This window comes from Dyella solisilvae (genome assembly GCF_003351225.1).
Classification (GTDB): Bacteria; Pseudomonadota; Gammaproteobacteria; order Xanthomonadales; family Rhodanobacteraceae; genus Dyella; species Dyella solisilvae.
This window is the reverse complement of sequence record NZ_QQSY01000003.1, coordinates 223,257-249,290: the sequence shown is the minus strand read 5'-3', so window position 1 is coordinate 249,290 and position 26,034 is coordinate 223,257. Positions and strand designations below refer to the sequence as shown.

Sequence of the window (26,034 nt, the reverse complement as noted above, 5' to 3'; positions counted from 1 at the left end):
GAGACAAATCTCAGGGACCGATATAGCCTGCTTTGACCGAACCAGTCCACTCAAGCCCGACGGACGCAGCATTCATTGCCACGCAACGCAAGAACCTGAGATAATTGAAGATTATTCTTTTCTCGCCAGGCGTCCTTATGTACATCGGCATCGACTTCGGCACCAGCTATTCGGCCGCTGCCGCCATCAGGGACGGCGAACTCACCTTGGTCCGCTTTGGCGATGCGGAGCAGTTCCGTACCGCGGTGTACTTCCCGGAACTCGTGCCCGATCCGAACGATTTCGAGCTGACGCCCGAACTCGAAGCGCAAGTGGAGACGCATATCCGTTCGGCCCGTAATGACCTGCGCCAGCAGGCGGCCGCCGCTGCTGCCCGTGGCCAGGCGCCCGTGACGCGCACGGATGACGAACTGCGCCGCGATGCGCTGCGCGTCGTGCGTCGTCAATGGATGGAAGAACAGGCGCGCGCCGCCACCACGTCCGTCGCCAGCTTCCAGCATGCTTTGTTTGGCGAAGAAGCAGTGGAGGGGTATCTGGAGAGCGGTGGCGGCAACCTGATCGAATCGCCCAAGTCGATGTTCGGGTATCGACTGGATCCGCAGGTGCGCAAGGTCATCGTGCACATCGCCACGCACATCCTCGAACACATCCGCCTTACCGCGAGCCGGCAATTCGGTGAACCGGTGCGCGGCGCGGTGATCGGCCGTCCCGTGGAGTTTCGCAGCTCGATGGGCGCGGCCGGGTCGGAACAGGCCATCGAGATACTGCGCGAAGCCGCCGCCACGGCGGGCTTCGACGAAGTGCGCTTTCTGGAAGAACCCGCCGCCGCCGCGATGCACTACCACAAGAGTCTGGCGGACAGGCAGCATGCGCTGATCGTCGACATCGGCGGCGGCACCACCGACGTCACCCACGCGGAACTTGGTGGTGCGGCGTCCCCGCTCATTGCGCGCAACTGGGGCCTGCCCAAAGGCGGTACGGACCTCGACGTGGGCGTGAGCCTGCACAGCTTCATGCCACTGATGGGCAAGGACATCGTGCGCGTGCCGCAGCATCAGTTCGTGGAAGCGGCCAGCGTGCACAACCTGCCCAAGCAACGTGAATTCCGCAAACAGAACTATCGCCTGGTCGCCGCCCCCTACGGCCCCCGCCTGCGCGCGCTGCAGGAGCTTGGCGCCACCACGCGACTCAACCAGGCCGCCGAGCGCACCAAGATCAACCTGAGCGGCGCGGCGACCTATCGCGCTCCACTCGATTTCATCGAGCACGGCCTCGCCGTCGACGCCAGTCGCGACGATCTGGACACGGCTATCGAGCCTTTTCTCACGCAACTGGAGCGCACGCTCGCCACTGTGCGCGGCGATCTGCCCACCCTGCCGGCCAGCGTCTTCCTCACCGGCGGTACTTCCCGCTCACCGCAGGTGAAAGCCAAGGTCGCTGCATGCTTCCCGGAGATTCCCATGGTGCATGGTGATCCCTCGCTGGGTGTGGTCTCTGGATTGGCCGTGGCGGCAAGCGAAGCGCCATTGCTCGCGGCGGCGTGAAGCTTCGCGCGGTCATTTAGCGGGCGGTTGTCGATCCCTGCTGATGGGCGACGCTCGATGTTTCCACTGAAAGCCAGGATTTGAGCCCCTAACGGCCCAATGGTCCATGGATTCGTCGTCGAAGCTGCGTCTGGATTCGTTCTGGCAAGTCCGCCATGGTCGATAGACCGGCGGTGATAGCGGCACGCACTCATCCCGCCTGGCTACTGCTTCCAACTGCCGGAACATGGTTCGGGTCAAGCCGCACGGGAATCAGGATCTTTTGATCCGCGTCCTTTTTGGAGAGGGGCTGAAAGCGCCACTTTTTCACCGTGGCGACCGCATCTGCATCCAGTTGGCGGTAGCCGGAGCTCTTCTCGATCGTCGCGCTGGCGACCTGTCCGTCCGGGTGGACCGTGGCGAGCACCATGGCTGTTCCGCCGACGAGGGCGCCCGACGAATCGCGAGGCCAACTGTCAGCCATCGAGGGTTTTGCATTCGAGCAGGCCATCGTGCCTACCGAGCAGAGCAGCGCGAGGGATGCCACGCGAACCACGCGAATTTTCATCAGACCTTCATCATTCGAAACGGGCGCAAATAATCAGCGAGGAACATGTCTGCTTCAAGTCGGCAGCATGCCTGCTCCAGATCGGGAGCCAATGGCGCGCCAATCCTCGGCCGCGCCCTTCCTCGCTGCACTTCGGCCTCGGCCATAGATCCACCTCGGTCGTACCGGCCATAACCTACGGCGAGTTCGCATTGGGATCGAAGGAAAGGCTATTCTCTGTCCGGTGCGAACCGGGAGGGCGTATGCGACTCATCAGAACGATGGCGTTTCTGTGTGCGCTTGGCTGCGCTGGCTGCTCGGGCGCCGATTCCTCCCAGCCTTCCAAGGAGGCATTTACGCTCGTATGCGACGCGGCATACAGCAGCGGCGCCCACGCATCCTTCACTTTCCTGGTGGACCCGCCAAACCAACGCGTGGACAAATATCCAGCGAAGATCACGCCCAACGCGATCCACTTCTACATGGAACATCCGGGCGCAACCGTCAGCGTGGATCGTGACAGCGGCGCCATGGTTGCCGAATCCACCGCCAACGTCATTGGCTTCCGGGGCGTTTGTCATAAGCAGGACAAGACCAAGCACTGAGCGACAGCGCTGACGACCGGGCACGGCTGGAGAAATGCGCGCCACAGGCATCGAACCTGCACATCTCCGCCAACGTTCCGGTTGCCCACACTTCGACGAACACTGATGCGGCGTTTTGGGGATTCCGAATGCCACTCCCCAGCTGACTCCCCCTTCGGACAGGAAGCGAGCCTCGTGAAGCCCCCTTCGTATGGACGTCGGCTGTCCCCAACGCACGGCTGCACCGTGCCCGCCATGAGATTCATTGTTTCTGTGAGATGACGCGTGGACGCCAAGGCTTCGCCACGCTAGCGCTACCACGGCGCTTGTCGTACCTTCGTGGAGGGCCGGGCTGAGTCCTGGTCTTGAACACTCACAGGGGAAAACATGAAACGGGTTCTATTTGGACTGGCGCTGCTTGCGGCAGCGGCGCCGGCGCTCGCCTGCGACGTCGTCTTTGTTGCATCGGGAGCAGTCAGGGCGATCGTCAATGCTCATGGCGGGCTTTCCATGCCGGAGGCCCAGTGCGCCGCAGTCAATGCGAACCGCCTGGCCATCTCCTTGACCGGCATGCCCGTGATTTCGGGCGGCAAGAACATCGGGTGGGCATCCGTCCGGATCATGGACCCCGACTACAACATCGTCAGCGACGAGGGACAGAGCGAGACGATCGTGGATAACAACCCGCCGAGCCAGGACACCGCCAACAAGGCCATGGCGGACGCCGCCAACGAAGCCATCAAGAACTTTGACGTCAACCTGGCCATCGGACAGGTGCTCGAATACCGAGCAGCCGCCCAGAAGGCTGCTCACCCATAGCCCGTGGCGCGAGGGAAACGTCATGTCGACTATTGAGCTAATTGCGTACGGCGTCGCCGCCGTCCTCGTCGTCATTGTCGCCGGCGCCTATTATCGTCTTCGCCAGCTGCCCACACTCGAGCAATATCGGGCCATGCACCCCACCGCCAGGCATGGAAGCGGCGCGCCCAGCTGCTACAAGTGCAACGCCTCCAATATCCTCATCGATAGGCGCGGGAGCCGTTCGGGACGCACACATATTTGTCGGACCTGCGGCACGACGCTCTGGCGCTCATAGAACTTCGCCACGCGAAAGCGAAAGCCCGGTGATGCGCCGGGCTTTTCTTTTGGCACCGCCCGATCGCGTACTTCTCATCAAGACTGACGAACGCCGCCGATTGGCTCGTGAGCGTTCTTCATGCCACGGCCTCAAGCACCGGTCGTTCGCCCTCTCCTGCCTGGCGCCGCAGGGACTGAAAATTCCCGGACCGACCAGGCGACTCAACGCACTCTCCGCAAGCGATGTCGATCATGCAACCAGGCACACTCAACGCGGCAAACCTGCCGATGCGGAGGCGCGCTGTCAGATCAGGTCTTTCAGCCTGACGGGCACCGACAGGCTCCGCCCGTTCCTCCGTAGCGTCAACGTCACAATTCTCTCTCCCGGCGCCGAGAGCGCCTTGCGTGTGTCCCATATCCTCAGGTCGCGCACGTCACGGCCATCCACGGCCTCGATGACGTCGCCACTGCGAACCCCCGCCTCATCCGCGGGAGACCCGGCGACCACCTCGTGGACGACGATGTTGTCGAGCTTCTCGCCACTTGCGACGAGGAAGGCGCCGCTCCGGTCGAAGCTTGTGGCCGGCATCGGCTCGCGTGGCTCAAGGATCATCGTCTGGTGCGGATAGTCGACGAACACGCGATACCGCTGCAGGAATCCTGCGCCCAGCAGCGCATCGTAGTCGCCGCCACGCAAAGTCCCGTTCACCGACAGCCCGGCAATCAGGTCGGCGCCGGCAAGGTCGTTGCCCACCTTCAGTCCGGCGAGCCTCGCGAACGCGTACCGGGTCTCCCCGCCCACGCCCGCGCCCAGCGGCTCGATCACCGTCGGCCCCATCCGGATCAGGAGTTGGTGATCCTTGACGAAGGGCGCAGCGACCAACAGGTCGGCTTTGGCCCCAAGGTCGATCAGCAGTCGCAAAGGCAGGCGGGCCCCGTCCCCGAGGACAAGCTGCCCCTGGACGACGGGGTCACCGTCCACGAACTGGAACGGCAGGCGCACGCCAGACCCGTGATAGGCGAAGCTCGCAGGGTCGTGCAGGACGAGCTTGCGCGTGGCGAAATCGATTTCGACCACGTGTTCCATGAAGAACGGCGCCCCGATGACGCCCTTGATGTCGAGTCCGTTGTACGGTCTTAGGACCCGGTTGATCGGGGCAACGCCGGCAGAGTCGACCTTCAGCGGAACGCTCCCAACCGAAAGGGACACACCGCCGCCATCGCCCGTCGGCAAGCTGCCCCTGCCCGCGCCGCGCTCCTCGTGCACAGAGGTCGCACGCATCCCCAGGTCGTTGGCGGTGACCGTATCGATCATCACCTCGTTGGCGCCGGTGTCGAGCACAAACTCGCCGCTCTGCGTGCCAACCGTCACCGGCACGTAGGCTCGCAGATCCTCGAAGCGGAACGGAATGGACTCATCGGACGCAGCCGAAGTGACTGACAAGGCGATGGCGCACAGGCCAAGCGCGAAGGGAGCGATGGTTTCGCACGCAACGCGCGGCAGATGGAGGTGTGACATACGGCGGCTCCGACCGGCGGAACCGCGCCGGGCGTGGCGGGGACTGACATCGAGACGTTAGACCCTCGGATCACGCGCGTCCACCCTCGCGCCGTCTCTTCACACCAATCTCGCTGCGATTGACTCAAGCCCAATATTTCTAGGGCCGCCGAACAGAGAGGTCTCTTTCCTCCTCGCTGGCTCAGAACCCACCAATGTTCGTTGGGTGGAAGTGTTGGCGACGGGTCGGTAGCGCAAAGTGGAGCAATCAGCGCGAGGCTGGTGTCACCGCTGAATTTGACTTTGGAGAGGTCCGTCGATCGTGCGCCACGAATCCGCAGGCGACGGCCATCCCCACAACACCGCCGGCAATCTGAGCGACCACAAATGCCGCAACATCCTCTGGGCGGATACCCGAGAACGTCTGGGTCAACGAGCGCGCCAGCGTGACCGCCGGGTTTGCAAACGAAGTACTCGCGGTAAACCAGTAGGCCGAAAAAATGTAGGCAGCCACAAGGATCGGCACGGCGCCGGGTCGGTGGACGCGCCCGAGGAGAATAGTTACCAGCAGTCCAAAGGTGGCCAATCCCTCGCTGATCCAGAGCGCCGCTCCCGTCCGTGCATGAATCCCAACCTGCACCAAGGGCATGCCAAACATGGCGTGCGTAAGCATGACGCCTGCGATCGCCGCCACGCATTGGACGACGATATAGCCCATGGCTTCGCCATTGGTTAGCTCACCCTGCCAGCGCATTGCGAGCGTGACGACCGGATTGAAGTGCGCGCCGGAAATGGGGCCAAGCAGAGTGATGAGAACGTAGAGTCCGGCAGCTGTCGCCGATGCGTTGGCTAGCAGCGCGATAGCGTCGTTCCCGGCGGCGAGCAAGACAGCCATGATCCCGGAGCCGACGATGATGGTAAGAAGAAGCCCGGTGCCGACAAATTCGGCGAGGAGTTTGCGCCAAAGGTTCATTAGAGCCTCGCAACCAGATTGCGAACACGTGCAGCAATCTCGTCTCGCACGCATCGATAGGCGTCGTCTTCCATGTGCTTGGGATCGGGCAGTGCCCAGTCCTCACGAACTTTTGCTGGCACCCAGGGGCATTGGTCACCGCAGCCCATGGTGACAACAGCATCGAACTCGCCCTGAATATCATCCAGTGACTTAGATGCATGTTGCGCGAGGTCATACCCGACTTCACCCATGAACCGAATGGCCTTGGGATTGATGACGCCGGACGGTCGCGAGCCGGCGCTGAATGCCTCAATGTCGTTACCGCCATAAATGTGCGCGAAAGCCTCAGCCATCTGGCTTCGATTCGAGTTTTCGACACACACAAAAAGCACACGCTTCATCGCGGCGACACCTTGCGAGTTGACTTTTTCGTTGGGGCGCACAAGGTCGAGGTCTCACAGCAATTCGCCGTGACCGTTCCCGCGCAACAGTTCTCGGTGAGGAACCCGAGAAGGGCATTCATTTGCGCGTAGTTCGCGCGACATTGAATGACTCTGCCCTGGCGCTCGTCGCTCACCATGCCTGCGCGCCGCAGGATGTGGAGATGGTTGGTTAGCGTCGCCCCTGGTAGGCCAGTAGCTTCCGCAAGCTCCCCGACCGCCATCCCTTCGTTACCCGCCTGGACTAACAGGCGATAGAGATTTAGGCGGTGCTCTTGGGCCAGGGCGTTGAGACAAGCCAGCGCATCAGGTGATTTCATATTTCTAGAATTATAGAAATATAAAGACCCGTCAAGAGGGCCAAAGGCAATTAAAAAGCGGTGCAGACAACGGTCGGCCTCGGGTCGGAGGCAGAGCGATTCAGTCGCCCAGGATCTCTATTCCCACATCCCCAAGCTCGCGGACAGTCTCCTGCCTGTCGGCACTGCTGATTCTTCCAAGCGAGAATCCCGCCTTGTCGAGATAGCGCCGGAGGTGCTGGGCAAGCGTAAGCCGTTCCATATTTGGCAGGAGCGCTTCAGCTCGCTGCACTCGTTCCTGCGACGGCATCAACAACCAGGCGCCTTGCAGCTCAGACAGATGAAGCGAGTCGCTGGGAACCGAATCACCCCGGCCTGACTCGTTGGCGCCGATGGGAATACGGGCGCCACATTGGACGCACTCCCACGTCTCCAACGACCCCAGCTTCGTTGCGACGCGCCAGATGGGCGCCCCACACCTGTCACACTTCATACTGCCACCTTGGTCCCGTAAGGACTGCTTCGGCTCGGAACGGGACTCTTCCGAAACTCGATCGAACTTCCGGCGAAGCTCGCGCTGGAACTAACCGCGCTGGCGCCAAAACAGGCTGATCCATCCCCAGAGGATGGACATCAAACCACCAGCAAGCCCGCCGACCACGATCATGGCCCCAACGTCCACCAGTGGACGGAATCCGAAGTGCGACGCCAGGACGACGAGTCCAAAGCCGCAGAGTGCGCAGAGCAGTCCGATCCCACCATATATCGCCGGACGGAGTACCTCGTCTTTCTTAGCTAACTGCATGATGTTCATCGACTGGTGGAAAAGCATTTACGTCAAAAAGAAGGTCCGCCAAAGGGTAGAAAACGGACCTGTCGAGAAAGGAGTTGAAAGCACCTGCCGCCAGATGTTCAGCCCGATCGGGGCCCGCAGCATTTCATGCGTCGTGACGCCCTTCCAGGGCAGTCACGCCAGCACGGTGACACGTCAACTAGTGGCCGCAATAACCTTCGCGCGACTCAAGTCGCTGGCGGCACAATGCTGTGATTGGACAAGCGGCGACGAAACATTCTCTTCGAGACGAATCGTGCCGCAGCGACTTCATCGCAGTCGCACTCATTCAAAGACCCCTGGCCGCCGCGCCGCTTGAAAATCGAGCCATCCCTGAAACGGCGCACAGAGACTATGGTTTACACGACGCCAATCAGGACAACGATCCAGGGTGTTGCTTGCGGAATGGGCCGGCACGGCAGAAGCCATGCCGGCCACACTCCCCTACTACTTACAGATCCACGCCGAGGCCGGCGCCAACCGAGGTCTGCGAACTGCTGGCCGTGGCGCCCACGCTGACGTGCATGCGGCTACCCAGCGGCGCCGCATAACCCACCGAGAGTGCCGAACGGCCCGATTCCACGCCCACGCCCGCTGCGAGGCGACCGATGCCGGTGGCGCCCGCCGCGTTGATGGCCATCTGGGTCGACGCAGCGCTCATGGCGCCTTCCTCATGGATGCGCTTGTCGACCTGCTGGAACTGGTCGTTCACCTTGCTCAACTGCTGGTTGGTGTACGCGTTGGCGGCGTTGATGGTCTGCTGGGCGCTGGCGTCCGTATAGGACTTCGCGGTCTGCAACGCCGAAGCCACCTGGCTCGAGACCTGACCGACGTTGGCGGCATCGGTAGCGTTCACACCGGCAGCGACGTTGGTGATCTGACGCTGGTTGGTCGCCGAACCGACCGACACCGTGTTGGCGGTATCGGCCACCGAACCCTGGCCCAGGGCCACCGAGTTGTTGGCGGTGACAGACGCGGCCTGGCCAATCGCCGTACCCGAGGCGGCCGTCACCGACGCGCTCTCACCCACCGCGACAGCATTGGTCGCTGCGGCGGAAATGGTGGTGTTCGCGCCGACAGCCGTGCTGCCGTCCGCATTCACCTTGGCGTTGCCGCCAATCGCAGTGTCGTGCGGACCAGCGGCATAAGCGCTGCCGCCGATGGCGGTACCCATCGCGCCGCCAGTCTTCGCGCCATTGCCGATCGCGATATCGCCCGAGTTGGTCTGCACCGACGCACCGTTAGTGCCATCGATCGCGATCGTCGACGGCATCATCCCGCCGGAAACGTTCGACTGCAGCGTCGTGAGGGAGTTCTGCACGGTGGTCATCGCGCCGTTGAGCGTGGTGATCGCCTGCATGTCCTGGTTCTCCAGGGCGCTCAGCGCATTGAGCTGGCCCATGTTCACCGCGTCGGTGCTGGCGACGCCAGCGGCGACGTTGTGGATCGTCGTGCCGCTGGCTCCACCCAGGGTGACGCTGTCCATGGCTGCCGAGTCGTAGTTCACCGCCATGGCGCTGACCTGAGACATGCCCGAGGAGACCGCCGCTGTCAGCTGGCCAAGATTTACCGCGTCGGTGGTTTGGGTGCCGTCGGCGACGTTGGACAGCTTCACGGGCGTCGTGCCGTTACCCAGCGTCACCGCCGTCCGCGTGGGGTCGGTATAGGTCACGGCCACCTGTGCATTGCCGTTGTTGTCTATCAGCCCCGAAGCCTGCATCTGTGAAACGTTCACCGCATCAGTGCTAGCGACGCCGGCGGCAACGTTGTGGAGCGTCGTGCCGTTGGCTCCCCCCAACGTTACGCTGTCCTTGCCTGCCGTGTCGTAGTTCACCGCCATTGCGCTGACCTGCGACGCGCTCGAAGAAACCGCCGAGTTCAGCTGGCTCAGATTCACCGCGTCGGTGGCCTGGGTACCGGCGGCGACGTTGGACAACTTCACGGGCGTCACGCCATCACCCAAAGTCACCGCAGTCCGCGTGGCGTCGGTATAGGTCACGGCTGCCAGTGCGTTGCCACTGGTGTCAATCAGTCCCGAAGCCTGCATCTGCGAAACGTTGACCGCGTCGGTAGCGGCGGTGCCGGCTGCGACGTTGGACATCTTCACGGGCGTCGCGCCGTCTCCCAGCGTCACCGCCGTCCGCGTGGCGTCGGTATAGGTCACGGCCATCTGCGGGTTGCCGCTGCTGTCGATCAACCCCGAAGCTTGCATCTGCGAAACGTTCACCGCGTCGGTAGCGGCGGTGCCGGCTGCGACGTTGGACATCTTCACGGGCGTCGCGCCGTCTCCCAGCGTCACCGCCGTCCGCGTGGCGTCGGTATAGGTCACGGCCACCTGCGGGTTACCGCTGCTGTCGATCAGCCCCGAAGCATGCATCTGCGAAACGTTCACCGCGTCGGTAGCGGCGGTGCCGGCTGCGACGTTGGACATCTTCACGGGCGTCGCGCCGTCTCCCAGCGTCACCGCCGTCCGCGTGGCGTCGGTATAGGTCACGGCCACCTGCGGGTTGCCGCTGCTGTCGATCAGCCCCGAAGCCTTCATCTGCGACACATTGACCGCATCGGTGTCGGCAGTGCCGGCCGTGACATTGGTGATGCGGCTGGTGAACGCCGTGCCACCCTGGGTGCCGTCATTGCCCACCGACACGGTATTGCTGACCTCGGCCACCGCATTGGTGCCCAAGGCGACCGCATTGGTCACCGGGTTGGCCGCCCCGGTCGGAGTCAGCACTCGCGCGCCGGCGCCGAGCGCCATCGAGTTACTGGCGGCGACGTTCGCGCTGTAACCCAATGCGACCTCGTTCGTGAGCAGGCTGGTCGCCGCAGACGGATTCGGAGTCTGCACAATCGCGCTGGCGCCGACCGCCACCGACTTACTGGCCGAGGCTTGCGCCAAGTAACCCAGCGCCACCGCGGAGCTCACCTGAGTGGTCGTGCCCGCCAAGTTACTCGGCGTCATCACACTCGCGCTGGTGCCGATCGCCACGGAGTTGCTCGGCATATAGTTCTGCGGCGCTGTGGGGAAGTTGTAGCCCGCCGAGAAATTGTAGACGGATGAGCTGGCGCCAATCGACACGTCATTCTTGCCGGCCGATGCCCCGTAACCCAGCGCCGTACCGGACGCCGCTACGCTGGCATTGGAACCAATCGCGGTACCGTTGTTGTAGTAGTACTGGTTCCCTGCCGCATCCTGGTATCCAACCTGCGTCGCCCAGTTACCCATGACGGTTGAATACTGGCCATTCGCCGACGAGTTGTAACCAACGCCGGTCGAATAATTGCCCAACACCTGGGAGTACACACCCACGGCGATGCTGTATCGACCCTCGGCGTCCGCGAAGTTACCAAGGGCAACTTCCGAATTTCCTGCGGTGATCGCGTTGAATCCGACTGCCGTATCGGCGCCACCATAAGCAAAGGAATAGGTACCAATCGCAATCGACTGGTCACCCGAGGCAACCGATTGATAGCCCATGGCAATCGCGGTGCCACCGCTGGCCGTGGAGTTAGGACCGATGGCGATGCCGCCAGAACCCGATGCAACAGCCTGGTAGCCGTTGGCGATGCTTTCGAGGCCCGATGCCTGCGCCGCATAACCGATGGCCGTGCCGCCGTTGCCCTGGGCCACCGCCGCATACCCGATGGCCGTGCCAGCGGTGCCCGACGCCACTGCAGCAGGCCCCATCGCAATGCTGTAATCACCGGCGGCAGTGGCCGAATCACCGATGGCTATGGAACTCGCGCCACTCGACTGGGTGCCAATGCCCAGGGCCACGGCGGCTTGGCCCGAGGCCACCGCACTGGCGCCGATCGCCGTGGAAAGATCACCCGTGGCTGCCGCCGACTGCGGATTGCCGGATGCGTCGAACACCTCCGCGTTGCCGCTGGTGTCCACCGCAATCCCACCCAGCGCCACGCTGCTGCGGCCGGTGGACTGCGCGTTGGAGCCGACGGCGATCGCGTACATGTTGGTGGCGCCCGCGCCGTAACCGATCGCGGTCGCGTAGTCGGCGCCGGTGAAGGCGCTATGGCCGATGGCCGACGAACCGACGCCGAAAGCCGCAGCGTTGCCGCCCACGGCGGTGCTGTAGTCGTCGTTGGCGTAGCTGTTGTAGCCCAGCGCCGTGCTTTCCGTGCCCAGCGCCGTGCTCAGGGCTCCACCAGCCGTGCTGTTGGCGCCAAGCGAGAGCGCGTTGTCGCTGCCATCATTGGCGCCGTCGGCAGAGAAATAGACGACGCCGTTCCCGTCGGGTAGCGGCCCGGAGGCCTGCGTCGTCACCTGCTGGGTGGCCGGTGCATCGGCGGCCGTCGCGGACGTCGCCGAAAGCGCCATGCCGATGGCCAGCGACAGCGCGGCTGCGCCGCAACGCACGCGGCGAGCGCTGCCGCCCTTGCCGTTGGCCTTGGCAAGTTCGCTGGCAACGACGGTTGCATTCAGCGACTTGCTCCAGATCTTGCTGTGAATCTTGTTCATTGAAATCCCCGAAAGGTTGGATCCGCGCTGCGCGTTCCTGCTCGTCGATGGTTGGCAGTTGAACGCATCACGCCGCGGACATCGGACGCCTTGACGTCCAAGAAGAAGAGATGAAGAGGCGGCCTCTTCCTTGACTCGGGGACAAGCCGTCCCCCGGCGGCTTCAAGAAGCCACCCAAGTCAGAAGAAGGATTCACTTGCCAGGAGCCCGGACCTGGCCGGGCTCCTGGCAGTTCGGGCAAACGCCCGACCGCTTACTGGTAGCTGCCCAGTACGCTGACACCGCTGAAGATCTGGTTTCCGCCCGAGACCGTCACGTTGTAGGTGCCCTGCGCCGGTGCGCGGATCGTCACCGCTTCGGTATTGGTGTTCGCGTGTGCCGACGTCCAGGTCTGGGCGCCAAGGGTCACGGTCAGCGTGACGTCACCCGTACCGCCCGAGGTGCGGAAGGTCAGGGTGGACTTGCCCGACGGCACCGCAAGGGTGAACTGCTGGGAGGCGCCGGCGGTGCCCTGCGTGGTAACCGCGACATTGTTGGTCAACGCGGTGACCACCGGCGGCGGCGTACCGCCAGCCGGCGGTGCGCCGTTGCCCCAGGTATAGGCGAGCTGGTTGAAGGCGTTGATGTCGAGCGAGCCGTAACCCGTGGTGAAATCCCAGCCCGGGGCGCCGTTGTAACCATAGGTCGTGCCGGCCACCGTCACGCCGTTGTTGCCCGACGTCACGTCATGCAGCACCTGCGGGTTGTTCGGGAAATCCCGGTACATGTAGCTGGCCGGGAAGCCGATCGAGTTGTTCGCATAGGTCTCGGCGCGGGCAAACACACCCACGAAGATCGGCGAGGCGAGGCTGGTGCCGCCGACGCTGTACCGCTGGCCATCGATATAGATAATCGCGCCGGTGTACATCGATGCATCGAATGCGATGTCCGGGAGCTGGCGCACGGTCGCGTTCAGCGTGGTGGCCTGCCATGCGGGCGCCGTTTCGAACACGCTATAGCCGCCACCGGTGGCCCAGATGCGGTTGTTGCCGTCGCCGGCATCCGCGATGCCGTCATTCCAGGTGATTTCGCCGGCCCATGCCGTGCCACTGGTGCTCAGCTCCGTGCCGCCGACGGCGATGACATTCGGGGACGTCGCCGGTTCGCTCGACGAATAGGTGCCGAGATTGAACGGCGCCGGCAGCACCGCGCCAGCGTTGGTTTCGAATTCGCCGCCGGTCGCGGTGTACACGCCCTGGTCACCGGCCGCCACGGAGAAGGTCTGACCCTGCGCCACGGCCTGCGCAAAGATCGCGTCGTCCGCCTGCTGGTTGCCCGCTTCGTGGGAAGCGGTCTCGTCTTCGCCCAGCGACACGTTGATGACCTTGGCGATATTGTCGGTAACCGCCTTGTTGTAGGCGGCCGTGATGCCGGCGTCGGTCAGTTCCCCGTCATTCGGGCCATCGGTGCCGTTGGCCGCCGTGTAGAACACGAGCTGCTTGACGCCACCGGACGTGCCGGTAATCGTCTGCGAATCCAGGTTCCATTCCACGTCGCCGTTCGGGTCATCGGAGAAGTCCACCTCCGTCTTACCGACCGTCACCTTCACCACCTTGACGTTGACCGGCGCCATGCCGTTCACCGTCGTCATCGTATTCAGGTCGGCCTGCGTCTGGGTCAGGTCGCCCCAGGTGATGATGCCCACCGTGGTGTTGTAGGCGGTCGGCGTGTTGCCCGCGTCATAGATCACCGGGAACTGGGTCGGCGAGTGCTCCACATATTCGGGAGTGGACTGCGAAGCCTGCGTACCTGTCGCGGCCACCTTGGAAGCCTGTGCGCCGTTGTTGAGCGGATGCTTCACGCTGACGTTCTGCAGGCCCATCACCGAGCCGATAACCCCATTCAGCGCCTGGGGCACCATGGTGTCGCTGTCGTTGGCGTACTTCAGCTTGCCGTTCTCGGTGTACGACTTCATGGTCGCGTTGAACGCCTTGCCCACGGCGGCGGCATTGCCGTCCGCAAACACCAGCGTGTTGTTCGGCGACACTTCGATGTTGGTGAATCCCGACTGCTGCAGGTGGGCCACGACGGCCTGCACCTGGGCGTCAGTCGGCGCGTAGGCGGCCTTGAACTGATCCGGGGTGAGGAACTGGTGATAGTTGGCGCTGCCGCGCGTGTTCACGCTCTTGTTGAAGGCCTGCAGCTGGGCGACGTTGCGCAGATTCACGCTAACGGCGACATGCAGCACCTTGCTGTTGTCCAGCGACGAGACCGGCGCCTTCACCGACGGCTTGCCGTGCGCATTGATCACGTAGCCGGTGGTCGAGGACGACGTGGTCTTGAGCAGCGCGGCATGCGTCGCGATGGGCGCCCACGTGGTGGTGGCAGCGTGGCCAGACAGCGGGCTCAGCGCCAGCGCAAGGGCCATGGGCAGCAGTGCCTTGTTGCAGGTTTTCAGCTTTTGTAGACGGCAAAACATCTTTGACTCCCCCGAAAATTAAATGAAAGGGAGGTCTCCGCGGCGACTCGCTGGCGGAGGCCTCGTTTTTGACATGCGCCACCCGGCGCGTATGCAAAGCGCAAAGGGCAACCTCTGGCGAAGCGAACAAGACGCGCTCATGACCGACACAACGCACCTCCCCAGGTGCGCCCCTCACTCACGCCTCTTCGTGAGTGCCGACCAGAAAACGCGTCTCGCCGTTGGCGACTTCGCTTATGAATCGCCAGTGATCCAGCGATCCTCCCTTGGGGCTACATTCCGCTCGCGGCGGATCGTTGTCACCCACGCAACATCGCGCTACCTATCCGAAATTGGTGATCTATCCCGATGGCGGGCCAGATCGTTGTTTATGGGCGGGATTTGCGGCGAAATAGGCCCCGTATTTCCGCTTGAGGGGGACAAAATTTGCACAGGGAAGATGGCGGACGGCCGCGCATGGAGCGCAGCCCGGCGTCACCGTGGAAATTGGTATGAGTGGGCTAAGCGACGCGCGCAGCGCCGTGCAGCCTGCATCTCCGATGCCTGCTATCGCGACATGACCAGGTAAACAGCGAGGGAAATTCCACTACTCGCTCGTTGGCGCGCCTGAACTTCGCCCTGCCCCTTTTTGGGGCATCCCGGAGGACAGGAAGAAGAAGCAGATTTGCCCGGCGACTACGGTTGCTTGACGAACAGGTATCCCGTTCGACGTGACGTAAGTAGCGGGTTTTGCCCGCAATTGCTATCGCCGAGCTTGCGGCGAAGGCGATAGACGATCATGTCGAGTCGATGATGATCGAATGTGAAAGGATCTTCGCCCATCGACTCGATGAGCGCGTCGCGCGTCACCGGCGATCCATCCGCCTCAATCAGGGCGTTCACAATGCAACGTTCTGATGAGGTCAGCGCAAAGATCGTCCCGTTCGGAGCTACGAGACACCAGCCGGTGGGGTCCAGATGCCACTCACTCGGGGCCGCAGGGGCCGGCTCACTCGCGGCGCTGAGACGGCGGGCGAGGCTGCGCAGTGTCACTGCGAGCACGTCGACGTCGATCGGCTTGGGCAAGTACATGTCCGCCCCTTCCGAGAGGGCTTGAATCCGATCCTGCCGCTCGATGCTGGCCGTGAGCATGATCAGGCCGATCTTCGCATTGAGCTGCCGGATGTGCCGGACGATATTGAGCCCGCTATCGTCGGGCAGCCCGATGTCCAGGACGATGATGTCGAACTGGCGTGAAAGCATGCTCTTGTAGAGCTCACCAGCGGAGCCGACGCCCATGGCGTCGAAGCCGAAATCACAGAGCCCCGGGACGAGCACCGCTTCGCGAAAGCGCTCCTCGTCCTCCACGATCGCAACGCGGAGGGCGGGTATCGCCGCAGACAAGTCGTGTTGCTTCAGACCGGACATCGTTACTTCATCGGATACGGTTGGCGCCAACGTCTATTACCAACCTATGACATCCGGCGCCGCGTTGACAATAGGAGGATTTACCTAAGCAGGCGGCGTCCGGTGGGCGATGAACCCACCGCAATGCGTGCGTGGCCCGTCTCGTGCGTGAGGACCCTCAGCGTGTCGGATCAGCTCCAGGCTTGGGTGTGCTGCCGGGAAACCTACAAGGCGACACTGTCACGCGAAACGCGTATGCCGCTTCGCGGTCGCGCTGGCTCCGTGTGGTCAGGTACAGTCAAAGGCAGCCGCACATTGAATGTGGCGCCCTCGCCCAGTTTGCTGTCGACCGTCACGCTTCCAGCGGCATCGGAAAGGATGTCGAATACCGCGGACAGACCAAGACCCGTGCCATAGCCCCAGGGCTTGGTCGTGTAGAACGGCTCAAAGATTCGCTGCCGGACCTCTTCGCTCATGCCGTGGCCGGTGTCCTGCACCGCGAGAGTCAGCATCTTTTCACCGACGTCCGCGCCCAGCCTGATCATGAATTCGCCACCCTGTGGCATGGCGTCGGCGGCGTTCGCCGCCAGGTTCAGGAGCATCAACTCGAACTGGCCTCGATCCATCCTGATGTGCAGGCCGACGCTCGGACCTTCCAGCCGAAGGCGGGTGCTTGCACCGAAGAACTGGCGCAGCATCGGCTGCAATTCATGCAACGCCATGGCTGCATCGAAGGTTTCGGACCGGATGACATCCTTGCGGCCAAAGTTCAGCAATTTGCGGCTGATGGAAAGCGCACGCCGCGCCTGGAGTTCGATGTCCTCCATCGCGTCCAACACGGCTGGCATGCCGCGATCCGCAAGGCGATCGCGGTGGGCGGCATAGCCAATCATCACGTTCAGCACGTTATCAAAGTCATGCGCCACACCAGTAGCGATGCGGCCCACGGCCTCAAGCTTCTGGACATGAATAAGATGATCCTGGGCCTTCTCGCGCATGACGATCTCTTGCGCCAGGTTGGCGTTGAGCTTTTCCAGCTCTCGCCCTCGAGATTGGGACTCGGTCAGGGCCGCCCGGAGGGGCGCCATGGTCTGGTCCACGATGACTGCGATGACCAGAGAAATTATCGCGCGCTCGACTTGCACCGTTGCAACGGTCAGAAGGCTTGGCGCGTGGGGGGCGGAGGCTGTCCCGAGTGCGCCCAAGGTCATGCACACCAGTAGCGCCAGATAGGTCATCCACAACGCTCGCCGGCCCAGTATTTGCCCGGCCAATGCGAGAACGATATAGGGGGTTGGGTCGCCCGCAGGATGGTTCATTCCAGGCGACATGTCGCCGATCGTGAATGAAACGAGGAGGACGCCCAAGAATTGCAGGACCGATAGACGAAAATGTCCACGCATTGACAAGAAAATGCCAAAGCATGCGGATGCGGTTATCAGTACGTCCGTGCCCAGATCGAGAATCTGGTCGACACGTTGTTCGCGGTGCAAGGGAGCACCGAGGATGATCGCAACGTAATACGCCAATTTGAGCGCTGGTACGACTACGACACAAGTAGCGAACAACAGCTGCATGAACGACACGTAATGCCGATCTATCGGATCGGAAACGGGCGTTTTGTTAAGCCAACTATGCAATCGGTGCCACATGATTTTCTCACCAACATTTTCGGTGGAGCGAGACTTCCCAGGTGGCATCGAGACTAATCACATGATCTGCGACGGGCAGATGTCCCCCAAGGACATCAATCCGTCTTCCGTCGTGCAATTCCATCCTCTGATCGCATGATCACAGTTCCGTGTGAGGCATGGGTGACCTCTGCTCAGTTATCGCGACACAACCCCAGTCAAGTCTATGGACGGGCGAACTCACTGCCCCCAACCAGATGGAGGGGGGGCACGACCAAGCGAGCGCGAAGGCCGCGCCCGGACGCACTAACAACAAGCCCGGCCATCCAGGTCCCCTTAGGCCACGCGTCCCTTTCCCCTTCCCACGCTGCCCCCCGTCAACGCCCAAGGCGGGAATGACCACGTGTCGTGGCAGTCGCAGTGGCGTCGTCAACATGGACATTTCTACCGGATCGCCGCTCGATCGGTCCACTCTTGCCCTTGTCGCGCCGCAGCAGGTGGCGCCTGAACCGGCCGCAAAGGCGTCCAAACTTGCATCTTCCGTCGTCGCCACACCCGCTGTGGTGTTTCGCAACAGCCCTCGCCGGGGCGACTCGACAGCCCCCCGACTCGAGGCAAAAGCCCACGTCCGATCACGCACCAAGGCAGCTACGATCCATAAACTTACGCGGACCTTACGCGAAAGACTTCCATCCATCCTTTCGTATGACTTGTGAAATGGGTCACGCCGTGCGAAAAAACTTGCGGGATAGAGGGGAGCCTATGCAAACCGAGCGAACACACCCGGTGTCGCACGCGCTGGTGGTGGCCCGAGCTTGCGCGGAACTTGCACTTGAGGCGGAGACCGAGGGGAGCTTCGCCAGGCCTTTGGCCGCTTCCTTATCGGTCGCTGCCAGCGATGCTGCGGGACGACTCAAGGCATTCCTCTCGACTCACGGCGACACGATATCCCCTGATCTGGTGCACAGGTCTTTTCAAGCCCAGTCGGACCTCGCGGCGATAGCCCAGTTCGCCGGGCTCGTTTTGACCTACACATCGACGCCTCGCGATGGGAGTTACCTCGCCAAGATTGTTCGCCACACGGCCAACCATGCCGTTGAATGCCTCAGCCGTGTGGAAGAGGTGTGCAACCTGTAAGTGCGTCTGGTTGCCTCAAGCCGAACGCGGACAATCCCGCACGCATATCTGTTGGACAAAGGCCCTGCGCCGGTAGCCCTGCCCGGCCGCTATAGATACGAACGCGAATGAAGATCACTAACGAATTGAGTGCCTCAGCTCAATGGAGCGAGTTATCCAGATCGCTTCTCCGCTCCGGTCCCGCGACGACGCATTGACACCAACCGTCCTAAAGATGGCACTCCAGTTCCGCCCACTGTCGCAGCACTCCGGAGCATGACCATGGCCGAGCAGCGTTTGCCCGACCGCCCTCGCCTGCACTTGTTTGGCGGGGCGGTTGCCTTGTTTGTGGTGGTGCTCGTATCCGATGCGGTTACCCTGACCCTCGGGCACCATGGCGGCGTCATGGCCTCGATATGGTCGACCAACGGCATAGTCGTCGGTGTCTTGCTGTCGGCGCCGCGCCGCGATTGGCCACTCCTGCTAGCAATCACCACGGCAGCGCTATTGGCCGGTCACTTCCTTGCCTTGGGCGCGCTGCCTGGCAGGCCGCTCCTCGCGCTGACGGTATTGATCCACCTGTCGGAGATCCTGATCGTCGCGGCGATTGTTCACCGCTACTTGCCGTCCATCACCGGGGAAGTCCGCAGCTATCAGCGGTTCGGACGAATAGCCGTCGGTGCGGCGCTGGTTGGCTGCATCGTATCCACCCTCCTGGCTGGCATCGCGATGCAGGTGGCGCCGCCAGGTCTCTTCGCGGCGACCCCTTGGGATTGGTTTCGCGCCCACCTGCTCGGCATGGTGATCGTGGGCATGCTCACCCTGGTGGCGTTGCGCGAACGCGAGCGCATGCTAGGTGTGCAGGGGCGTCGCCTGCGCATGCTGCGCGATGTGTTGCTGTTGGCCGTCATCACTGTCGGCGTATTTTCGCAGACCGGCTACCCACTGCTGTTCCTGGTTTTTGCGCCGCTGATCTTCCTCGTGTTCCAGCACCGTTTTCCGGGCCTGGTGATCGGCCTGGCCATCGTGACACTGGTGACCAACGTGGCCACATCCTTGGGCGAGGGGCCGGTCATCCTGGTCCAGACGCTCAATCCCGAGGGCAGAACGCTGATCGCCCAGCTCTTCCTTGGCGTGTTGTGCCTTGTGGCGTTGCCCGTGGCGCTCGCGCTTGCCGACCGCCTGCGCCTGAGCAAGGACGTCGCCGCGAGCGAGATGCAATACCGACTGCTGGCGGAATACTCCAGCGACCTGATCCAGCGCATTGCCTACGATGACAGCCGCCGCTATGTCTCCCCCTCGGTCAAGGAAATACTCGGCTGGAGCCCGGAGGAATTTGCCAGCCAGGGCGTCGACCTGATCCATCCCGATGACTACGATCACGTGCTTCGACAGAGGGCTCGGCTACGCGAAACCGGCCAGCCAACCATGCTGCGCTACCGAATGCGCAACCGCGCGGGAGGGTTCTTGTGGATTGAGGCGCTGGAGAAACTGGCGCCCTGCCCGGATCATCCCGGTGAAACGGAGGTCGTCTACACCGGCCGAGACATCACCCAGCGAGCGCTCGCCGAACAAGCGCTGGCCGACAGCGAGAAGCGCCTGCGTACGATCACCGATAACGTGCCGGCGTACATCGCGCATGTTGATACCAACGAGCGCTACACCTTCGTCAATGCCTATATTTCCCAAGTGACCGGCAGCGAGGCGCCATCGAACGTCGGCCAGACCGTCGAGGAGGTGCGCGGCCCTGCAATCTATCCCGTCCTGAAGCCGCACATCGACGCGGTCCTGCAGGGCGCCGCCACCACTTTCGAATATGAAGGATCTGGCAACGGCTCTCCGCGCTACTTCGAGGCCACCTACCTGCCCGCCATCGCCGCCGACGGAACTACGACCGGCTTCTATACGCTCACCACGGATATCACGCGCATCAAGCTGGCCGAACGGAAGCTGGCTTTCCTCGCCCACCATGACGCGCTCACCGGCATCGCCAACCGGCACTCGTTCCGCGAAAGCAGCCAGCTTGCGATCCAGCATGCTGCATCCACGCACCAACCCTTGCTGCTGATGATGATTGACGTCGACTTTTTCAAGCACATCAACGACACCTATGGCCACGCCGCCGGCGACGTCGCGCTCACCGAGGTGGCGAATCGCCTGAAGGCAAACATCCGCAAGACCGACCTGGTCGCCCGGCTGGGTGGCGACGAGTTCGTCGTGCTTTGCCACGACATTGAGGACGTCGCCACCGCCGAACGTCTGGCGCAGCAGATCACCGATGCGATGCAGCAGCCGGTGCTTTTCGGTACAACCGAACTGAAGGTGACACTTAGCATCGGTGTCGCGCTATGCCGCAACGTTGCTTCCATGGAAGCACTGTCGCAGCGCGCCGACGAAGCCGTCTATCTGGCGAAGGAAGCCGGACGAGCCTGTTTCCGCCTGGTGAGCGAAGGCCTCTGAACGATACGAGCGATCACTTTCAAGCCGCCACCGTGATCGACACCTGACGTCACCTGCGGCGCTGATGCCGTGCCGATCAGTCAGGCAAAGTGAGTGGGCAGCCCTGCGTCGGCATGGCGTAGGTCGATCACCTGCGCTGAATTGCCGACCGCGCAGCTTTCCTGAAGTCGACCATGGGGCGGAACCGGACTCAGGCGAATGGATTGGGCCGTTGAGTCGATAGCCGCCTGTCTGAGCCTGCACAGCAGGACTTCGTTTTACTTCCTGGCGTAAGAACCAAAGGATTGGTTGCTCTCATCTACGCCAGCCTTTTCCGGAGTCGGGGTTGAAGCTTCCGTTCCGAGCCCGTAAAGACCATGTGGGAGGGTCAGCTTCTGTTCCCACCTACGCGCGCATGATTCGCAGTGATTCAGACTCCTTTCCGGGCACAAGGAGGCCATTTCATGAAGCGTTTAATGTTTCCCATGGTTGTCGCCCTCGGCTTTGCTTGCGTCGGACAGGCCAACGCCGCCGTACGAACCTACACCATCAATCTGAATGGTTATGCGGTTGTGGGTTTCGTCGGATCCACGCCAGCCGAAGTCGCCCAGGCGCAACGTCTGGCGAATAGCTGGGAACTTCAGCGTCACCTGATGCTTAAGCCGCAATCGATGAAGGCCGTTGCGATCCGCCAATCGCCAACCGTCGCTCTGACGGAGGCTGAGCTTAGTCGCGCCATCGCTTCGGCGGCACTGCACAAGCACCCTCAAACGTCGTTCGCGGCGAACCACTACTACACAGCCAGCGCATACCCCAGAACGACTCGCTGATGGCTGCTGTGAGGTCCGCTCCGGATCTGGAGCGGACCTTACTTTGAAAGCGAACAGGTCAAGGCCTTCCTAGCCAGGCAGGCTAACCACCGGCTTGAAGCCGCCAAAGATCATGCGCTTGCCATCGAAGGGCATGTCACCGGGGGCTGGCATGCGCGGGTCTTCCATGATTTTCTTCATGCCGGCATCGCGAGTGGCCTTGTCGGGCCATTCGATCCAGGAAAACACCACGGATTCATCCTGGGTCGCGTGCACGGCGCGGCGGAAATCGGTGAGCTTGCCGTCGGGCACGTCATCACCCCAGCACTCCACCACGCGGGTCGCGCCAACCTCGAGGAAAATGACGTCGAGGGTGCGGGCGTGCTCGATGAACTGTTCGCGGTTGGCGTTGGGTACGGCGATCACGAAACCATCGATATAAGACATGATTGTCTCCTTGGACGGGTCGTTGGCTTGTTCACCTTCAAGTATGCGACGCACGAGTGCCTGCGGAATCGACACGGGGCGGCTCTGGAAGCTTTCCACTTTGGGACGGAAGCAAACGTCCTTATGTTCCCGCGCGCCATGGGTCAACCCTGACGCCATTTCGTTCACTCCCCGATATCGACCTTAGCCGATCGGTGCAAGTCCCGCCCTCGCGGCCAGCGGTCGGGCCGCTGTGACATGGTCACTGAGAACGGGGCGGAATACCTATATCGGGGTCGGAAGCAGGTCGATTGCCCACCCCCTCCATTGACCCTCCCCCATCCTCGGCGAGGGGGGTTGCGCGCCCGGCTCAAGCTCTACGGTTGAACTGCACCCATCACGAGAGCGCTCGATGCAAAGGCTTCCAGGACGCGGTCCGCGGAAAACACCCACGCGCATCAGCGTGGCGCCGCCGCCGTGCGGGAAGTCCGTGCGGGACTGGATCCATCTACAGGTCGAGATCCTGACGGATCTCTATTACCCGACCTTTCGCGTTCGAGCGGGCGCCAAGGGTCGGGTCGTGCGCACGCCGCGCGGCGGATCCGGCCTGGTCGTTCGCCTGTCCAGTGGCCACGAAGTGCGGCAGCTGACGGAGGCCCATGTCCGGGTGATCGGCAGCACACAGGGATACACAGAGCCATAGAGCCCGTCGTCAGAGAGTGCGGCTCTCCATGTGGCCCTTCGCCGCCGTGCAGAGCCTCAGGTCACCCCTTCGCACGGAGTACCGTATTTCTTGATGTGGATTGGCCGACCAGCCCAGATTGCTCGTGTCAACTATGTCGGCTATGGGGCGGAAGCGGACCTTACCAGAATGCCCGAGTCGCCCTCCCGGCAGAGGTTCCAGCAGCACGGCAGCAGGGGACGGAGAGCTGCCTTGCGCTAGGGGTCCAGGCCACCTTCTGAGGCCGCATGTATGTGAGGCTGGCGTTCGCCTCGACCCACCCACGCAGCCCTTAGCATCACGACTGCCGCATAGACCACCACGGCCGTCACCAGCCATCTCAGCACCTCGACGGACATGCTCTTGACGAGGAACGCCGCGAGCAGGACGGCGGGAGTTCCGCCGACAGCCAGCCCAACGGCGATGCGCAGGTCAACGTATCCGCTCCCGATATGACGCACACTTGCGCCGGCTGCGGCTAGCGCAGCGCCCGCGGCCATGATCGGAAAGCTCAGGCGAGGATCCATTCCCATCAGGCTGAGCATGGCGAGCGTGGGCGCGTAGTTCCCCACGCCGAAGTTCAGGAGAACGCCAAAAACAAAATTGGCCGCAATCGCCGAGAGCATCAGCGGCAAAGGAAGGGACGTGGCAACGCCCCCCACCGGCATGAGGCCGACGTTCGCAAGAGCATAGAACGCTGCCGCAACGAGCAGCGCTACGCCCACGACCGCCTGCACGACGGGAACCCGCGTCCGAGCGACCAAAGGCGCGCCCAGGAGTGCGCCCAAGAGCACCGCGATTACGCATCCGGCCAGCAGCACGGGATCCACGAACACGCCCAGGATCGCCAGGAATATCACCGCCTGCGTCATCTCCGGGAGGGTGTGGCCCACCAGCATGGTGCTCGGGATAAGCCGATCCGGAACGAGACCCCGAAGTTTGAACCAGGCCATGGTCGGCGCAAACGAACCCACGCCGAGGGTATCCAAGAAGTTGGTGGCGGCGCCCAGGGCCACAGCCTCCGCACGCGGCGCAGCCCCACGGGCCAAGGCGGCGCGCAGCAAGACGGCCCCATAGACGAGGATAGCGATCCCGAGGGTTGCGAGTAGCGCTATCAGCATCAGCCCCAGCCTCCGGGAGCGATGTTACGCGAAAGGCCGAGGTCCGTAATGGGTCGGAAGCAGACACTCTTCGCCCGCCCCTTAGGCCTCTGGGTCGATAAGCCGAGCCCATAGCTTTCGTTAGACTTGCAGGCCGCCAGATTCTGCGAAATAAGTGTTCCCGGGGAAAAGGGGCAGCTATGCAGACCGAGCGAACCGAAGCGGTCCCATATGCGTTAACGGTCGCGCGAGCTTGCGCGGAGCTTGCGGCGGATGCAATCAATGACGGAGCGTTGCCGACTCAGCTTGCGGCCACGCTATCTGCCGCAGCGAAGGGCGCTGCTGACCGCCTGGATCGCTTTTTGTGTGCCAAAGGCGAGTCGCTGTCGACGGACGCGCGCCGCCTGCTATTGAATGCTCAAATGGATCTAGAGGCCGTGGCTCAAATTGCTGGTCTGGTAGTCACCAATCACCTGACGCCCCGTAACGCAACCTGCGTGGCGATGTCAGCACGCTATACCGCGGAGCAGGCAGTCAAGCACCTCAAACATGCCGAAGAAGAGTTAGGCGATTAGCGCGCCGCAACAACCGCAGTTCTGCCGCCAATTTTCGTCCGCTACGGGTTGCGGTCTCAATGGGTCAACGCAACACCCCAGTGGGCTGTCCTCAAGATGCAGGTTGGGAGATTGCCTGAAACCCAACCCATTGCACCCGAACCAGAAAGCGCGAAGTACCTAATTTCGAGAGGCCGATTGGACCAATTGGTTTGGCAGGATCGATACCGGCATAGGGCAGCGCGGTGGCCTTTTAAACGCTGCTCCAGCGGGCTCGCCGGGGTGTTGCATTGACCTGTTGAAACGGCAGTCGAAAGCGGACGCTACAGCAAAGCAGCCCGGAGTCTGGCCGCCAACTCTATTCGCTCCTCAGTCGCGTAGGGCACTCTCTGGCCCGCATGCAATCCGTCATTTGAGTAGCGAGGAAATACATGAAGATGGTAGTGCCACACATCTTGATTACCGGCAGGGCCGTTGTGTTGGCGGGTGGAGATTCCCTCACACCCAAAGGCATTCCGCATGGCGTGAGCCAGGTGTCGCGTGGCACGAAAGAAATCGATTCCAAGGTTGTCCGGAATGTCCAGCACGTTCTCATAGTGACTCCGAGGAATCACCAGGCAGTTACCTTTAATTCCAGCGTAGTGGTGAGTCGGAACCAAAGCGAACACATTGTCATCTACCAAGACAACGGCTGATTCTGGCGCTGGCGATGGAAGCGTCCGAGCGATATCGCAGAACGGACACTCGTACCCGGGCGGAGCATTCCTCATAACGCCGACTCTTCTGAAGCCCTCGTTGCGGCATCCTAGCCTTGTTCGCTTCAGGTCGAAAGCGGACCTAAGCAGCCCGTCGGGCGGATGGGTGGGTGGGTGGAGCACAACCCTGCCCTATCGGCTAGGCCCTCCGCAGGCCCTGGCGGCCTGGGTGACCCGCAAGACCAGTAGCGGGCCAAACACAGCTCTTAATGGCCCCAATGATCGCCGTGACATCCTCCGAAATAAGGCCAAGATCGCCAGGCCATCCAACCACGATCGCCTGCATCAGCGGCTTCACATAGAGAACCCCCATGACCCGCTTGCCATGGTGTGTATCAGTGAAGCCGCCAGGGCGGCCCAGCGCCCCCGGTCAGGAGCGGCACTGCGCCGCCCGCGAAACATTGCCCCCC

20 protein-coding genes are annotated in these 26,034 nt (G+C 62.5%); 8 read left to right on the top strand and 12 right to left on the bottom strand.

Annotated elements, in window-relative coordinates; translation table 11 throughout:
- Positions 1-137 precede the first annotated feature (137 nt).
- Positions 138-1,544, top strand: coding sequence for an Hsp70 family protein (locus DVT68_RS13285; RefSeq protein WP_114825570.1), 1,407 nt, complete (start codon positions 138-140; stop codon positions 1,542-1,544).
- A 190-nt stretch (positions 1,545-1,734) separates the two neighbouring features.
- Here DVT68_RS13285 and DVT68_RS13280 read toward each other — a convergent pair whose 3' ends face one another.
- The gene (locus tag DVT68_RS13280) at positions 1,735-2,091 is read right to left on the bottom strand and encodes an energy transducer TonB family protein (RefSeq protein ID WP_114825569.1); all 357 of its coding nucleotides are present in this window, start codon (positions 2,089-2,091) and stop codon (positions 1,735-1,737) included.
- Between DVT68_RS13280 and DVT68_RS20300 the strand changes: the two genes are divergently transcribed.
- Positions 2,064-2,675, top strand: a complete 612-nt coding sequence (locus DVT68_RS20300; RefSeq protein WP_147281731.1) for a hypothetical protein — start codon at positions 2,064-2,066, stop codon at positions 2,673-2,675. The two genes, DVT68_RS13280 and DVT68_RS20300, sit on opposite strands and share 28 nt — an antisense overlap.
- Positions 2,676-3,041: 366 nt before the next feature.
- Positions 3,042-3,473 carry a hypothetical protein gene (locus tag DVT68_RS13270; RefSeq protein ID WP_147281730.1) on the top strand — a complete coding sequence of 144 codons (432 nt, stop codon included), beginning with the start codon at positions 3,042-3,044 and terminating at the stop codon, positions 3,471-3,473.
- A 562-nt stretch (positions 3,474-4,035) separates the two neighbouring features.
- Here DVT68_RS13270 and DVT68_RS13265 read toward each other — a convergent pair.
- From DVT68_RS13265 to DVT68_RS13250, 4 genes are all read right to left on the bottom strand, one after another.
- Positions 4,036-5,250, bottom strand: a complete 1,215-nt coding sequence (locus DVT68_RS13265) for a PDZ domain-containing protein (RefSeq protein WP_114825566.1) — start codon at positions 5,248-5,250, stop codon at positions 4,036-4,038.
- 247 nt (positions 5,251-5,497) lie between these two features.
- The gene (locus DVT68_RS13260; protein WP_233523462.1) at positions 5,498-6,202 is read right to left on the bottom strand and encodes an aquaporin; all 705 of its coding nucleotides are present in this window, start codon (positions 6,200-6,202) and stop codon (positions 5,498-5,500) included.
- The gene (locus DVT68_RS13255; RefSeq protein ID WP_114825564.1) at positions 6,202-6,585 is read right to left on the bottom strand and encodes an arsenate reductase ArsC; all 384 of its coding nucleotides are present in this window, start codon (positions 6,583-6,585) and stop codon (positions 6,202-6,204) included. Before DVT68_RS13255 ends, DVT68_RS13260 begins: the two co-directional genes overlap by 1 nt.
- The gene (locus DVT68_RS13250; protein ID WP_114825563.1) at positions 6,582-6,944 is read right to left on the bottom strand and encodes an ArsR/SmtB family transcription factor; all 363 of its coding nucleotides are present in this window, start codon (positions 6,942-6,944) and stop codon (positions 6,582-6,584) included. Before DVT68_RS13250 ends, DVT68_RS13255 begins: the two co-directional genes overlap by 4 nt.
- A 782-nt stretch (positions 6,945-7,726) precedes the next feature.
- Between DVT68_RS13250 and DVT68_RS20295 the strand changes: the two genes are divergently transcribed.
- On the top strand, positions 7,727-8,074 hold the full coding sequence (locus DVT68_RS20295; RefSeq protein WP_147281729.1) for a hypothetical protein: 348 nt from the start codon (positions 7,727-7,729) through the stop codon (positions 8,072-8,074).
- Positions 8,075-8,206: 132 nt separating this feature from the next.
- On the opposite strand, the gene DVT68_RS13235 is transcribed toward DVT68_RS20295, so the two are convergent.
- The 4 genes from DVT68_RS13235 to DVT68_RS13220 form a co-directional block, all read right to left on the bottom strand.
- Positions 8,207-12,229 carry an ESPR-type extended signal peptide-containing protein gene (locus tag DVT68_RS13235; protein ID WP_114825560.1) on the bottom strand — a complete coding sequence of 1,341 codons (4,023 nt, stop codon included), beginning with the start codon at positions 12,227-12,229 and terminating at the stop codon, positions 8,207-8,209.
- A gap of 253 nt (positions 12,230-12,482) precedes the next feature.
- Positions 12,483-14,636: a S53 family peptidase gene (locus DVT68_RS13230; protein ID WP_199536061.1), complete on the bottom strand. Its 2,154-nt coding sequence runs from the start codon at positions 14,634-14,636 to the stop codon at positions 12,483-12,485.
- A 726-nt stretch (positions 14,637-15,362) separates the two neighbouring features.
- Positions 15,363-16,094: a response regulator transcription factor gene (locus tag DVT68_RS13225; protein WP_114825558.1), complete on the bottom strand. Its 732-nt coding sequence runs from the start codon at positions 16,092-16,094 to the stop codon at positions 15,363-15,365.
- A gap of 203 nt (positions 16,095-16,297) precedes the next feature.
- Positions 16,298-17,650: a sensor histidine kinase gene (locus DVT68_RS13220; protein ID WP_158543506.1), complete on the bottom strand. Its 1,353-nt coding sequence runs from the start codon at positions 17,648-17,650 to the stop codon at positions 16,298-16,300.
- Between the two features lie 816 nt (positions 17,651-18,466).
- Between DVT68_RS13220 and DVT68_RS13215 the strand changes: the two genes are divergently transcribed.
- The 3 genes from DVT68_RS13215 to DVT68_RS13205 all read left to right on the top strand — a co-directional run bounded on the left by DVT68_RS13215 (position 18,467) and on the right by DVT68_RS13205 (position 22,089).
- Positions 18,467-18,841, top strand: coding sequence for a hypothetical protein (locus DVT68_RS13215; protein WP_114825556.1), 375 nt, complete (start codon positions 18,467-18,469; stop codon positions 18,839-18,841).
- 129 nt (positions 18,842-18,970) lie between these two features.
- Positions 18,971-21,280: a sensor domain-containing diguanylate cyclase gene (locus DVT68_RS13210; protein ID WP_147281728.1), complete on the top strand. Its 2,310-nt coding sequence runs from the start codon at positions 18,971-18,973 to the stop codon at positions 21,278-21,280.
- Between the two features lie 443 nt (positions 21,281-21,723).
- Entirely contained in the window at positions 21,724-22,089 is a 366-nt protein-coding gene (locus DVT68_RS13205; protein ID WP_199536060.1) for a hypothetical protein, read from the top strand.
- Between the two features lie 69 nt (positions 22,090-22,158).
- Here the strand turns inward: DVT68_RS13205 and DVT68_RS13200 are convergent, their stop codons facing one another.
- Both DVT68_RS13200 and DVT68_RS13195 read right to left on the bottom strand, forming a co-directional pair.
- Positions 22,159-22,515 (bottom strand): DUF1428 domain-containing protein, encoded by a 357-nt coding sequence (locus DVT68_RS13200; protein ID WP_114825554.1) that lies wholly within the window; start codon positions 22,513-22,515, stop codon positions 22,159-22,161.
- 918 nt (positions 22,516-23,433) lie between these two features.
- The gene (locus DVT68_RS13195; protein WP_114825553.1) at positions 23,434-24,336 is read right to left on the bottom strand and encodes a TSUP family transporter; all 903 of its coding nucleotides are present in this window, start codon (positions 24,334-24,336) and stop codon (positions 23,434-23,436) included.
- A 179-nt stretch (positions 24,337-24,515) separates the two neighbouring features.
- Here DVT68_RS13195 and DVT68_RS13190 point away from each other — a divergent pair, with 179 nt between their 5' ends.
- A complete protein-coding gene (locus DVT68_RS13190) occupies positions 24,516-24,890 on the top strand; it encodes a hypothetical protein (RefSeq protein WP_114825552.1) in 375 nt (124 codons plus the stop codon).
- 302 nt (positions 24,891-25,192) lie between these two features.
- On the opposite strand, the gene DVT68_RS13185 is transcribed toward DVT68_RS13190, so the two are convergent.
- Entirely contained in the window at positions 25,193-25,639 is a 447-nt protein-coding gene (locus tag DVT68_RS13185; protein WP_114825551.1) for an HIT family protein, read from the bottom strand.
- Positions 25,640-26,034: the final 395 nt, after the last annotated feature.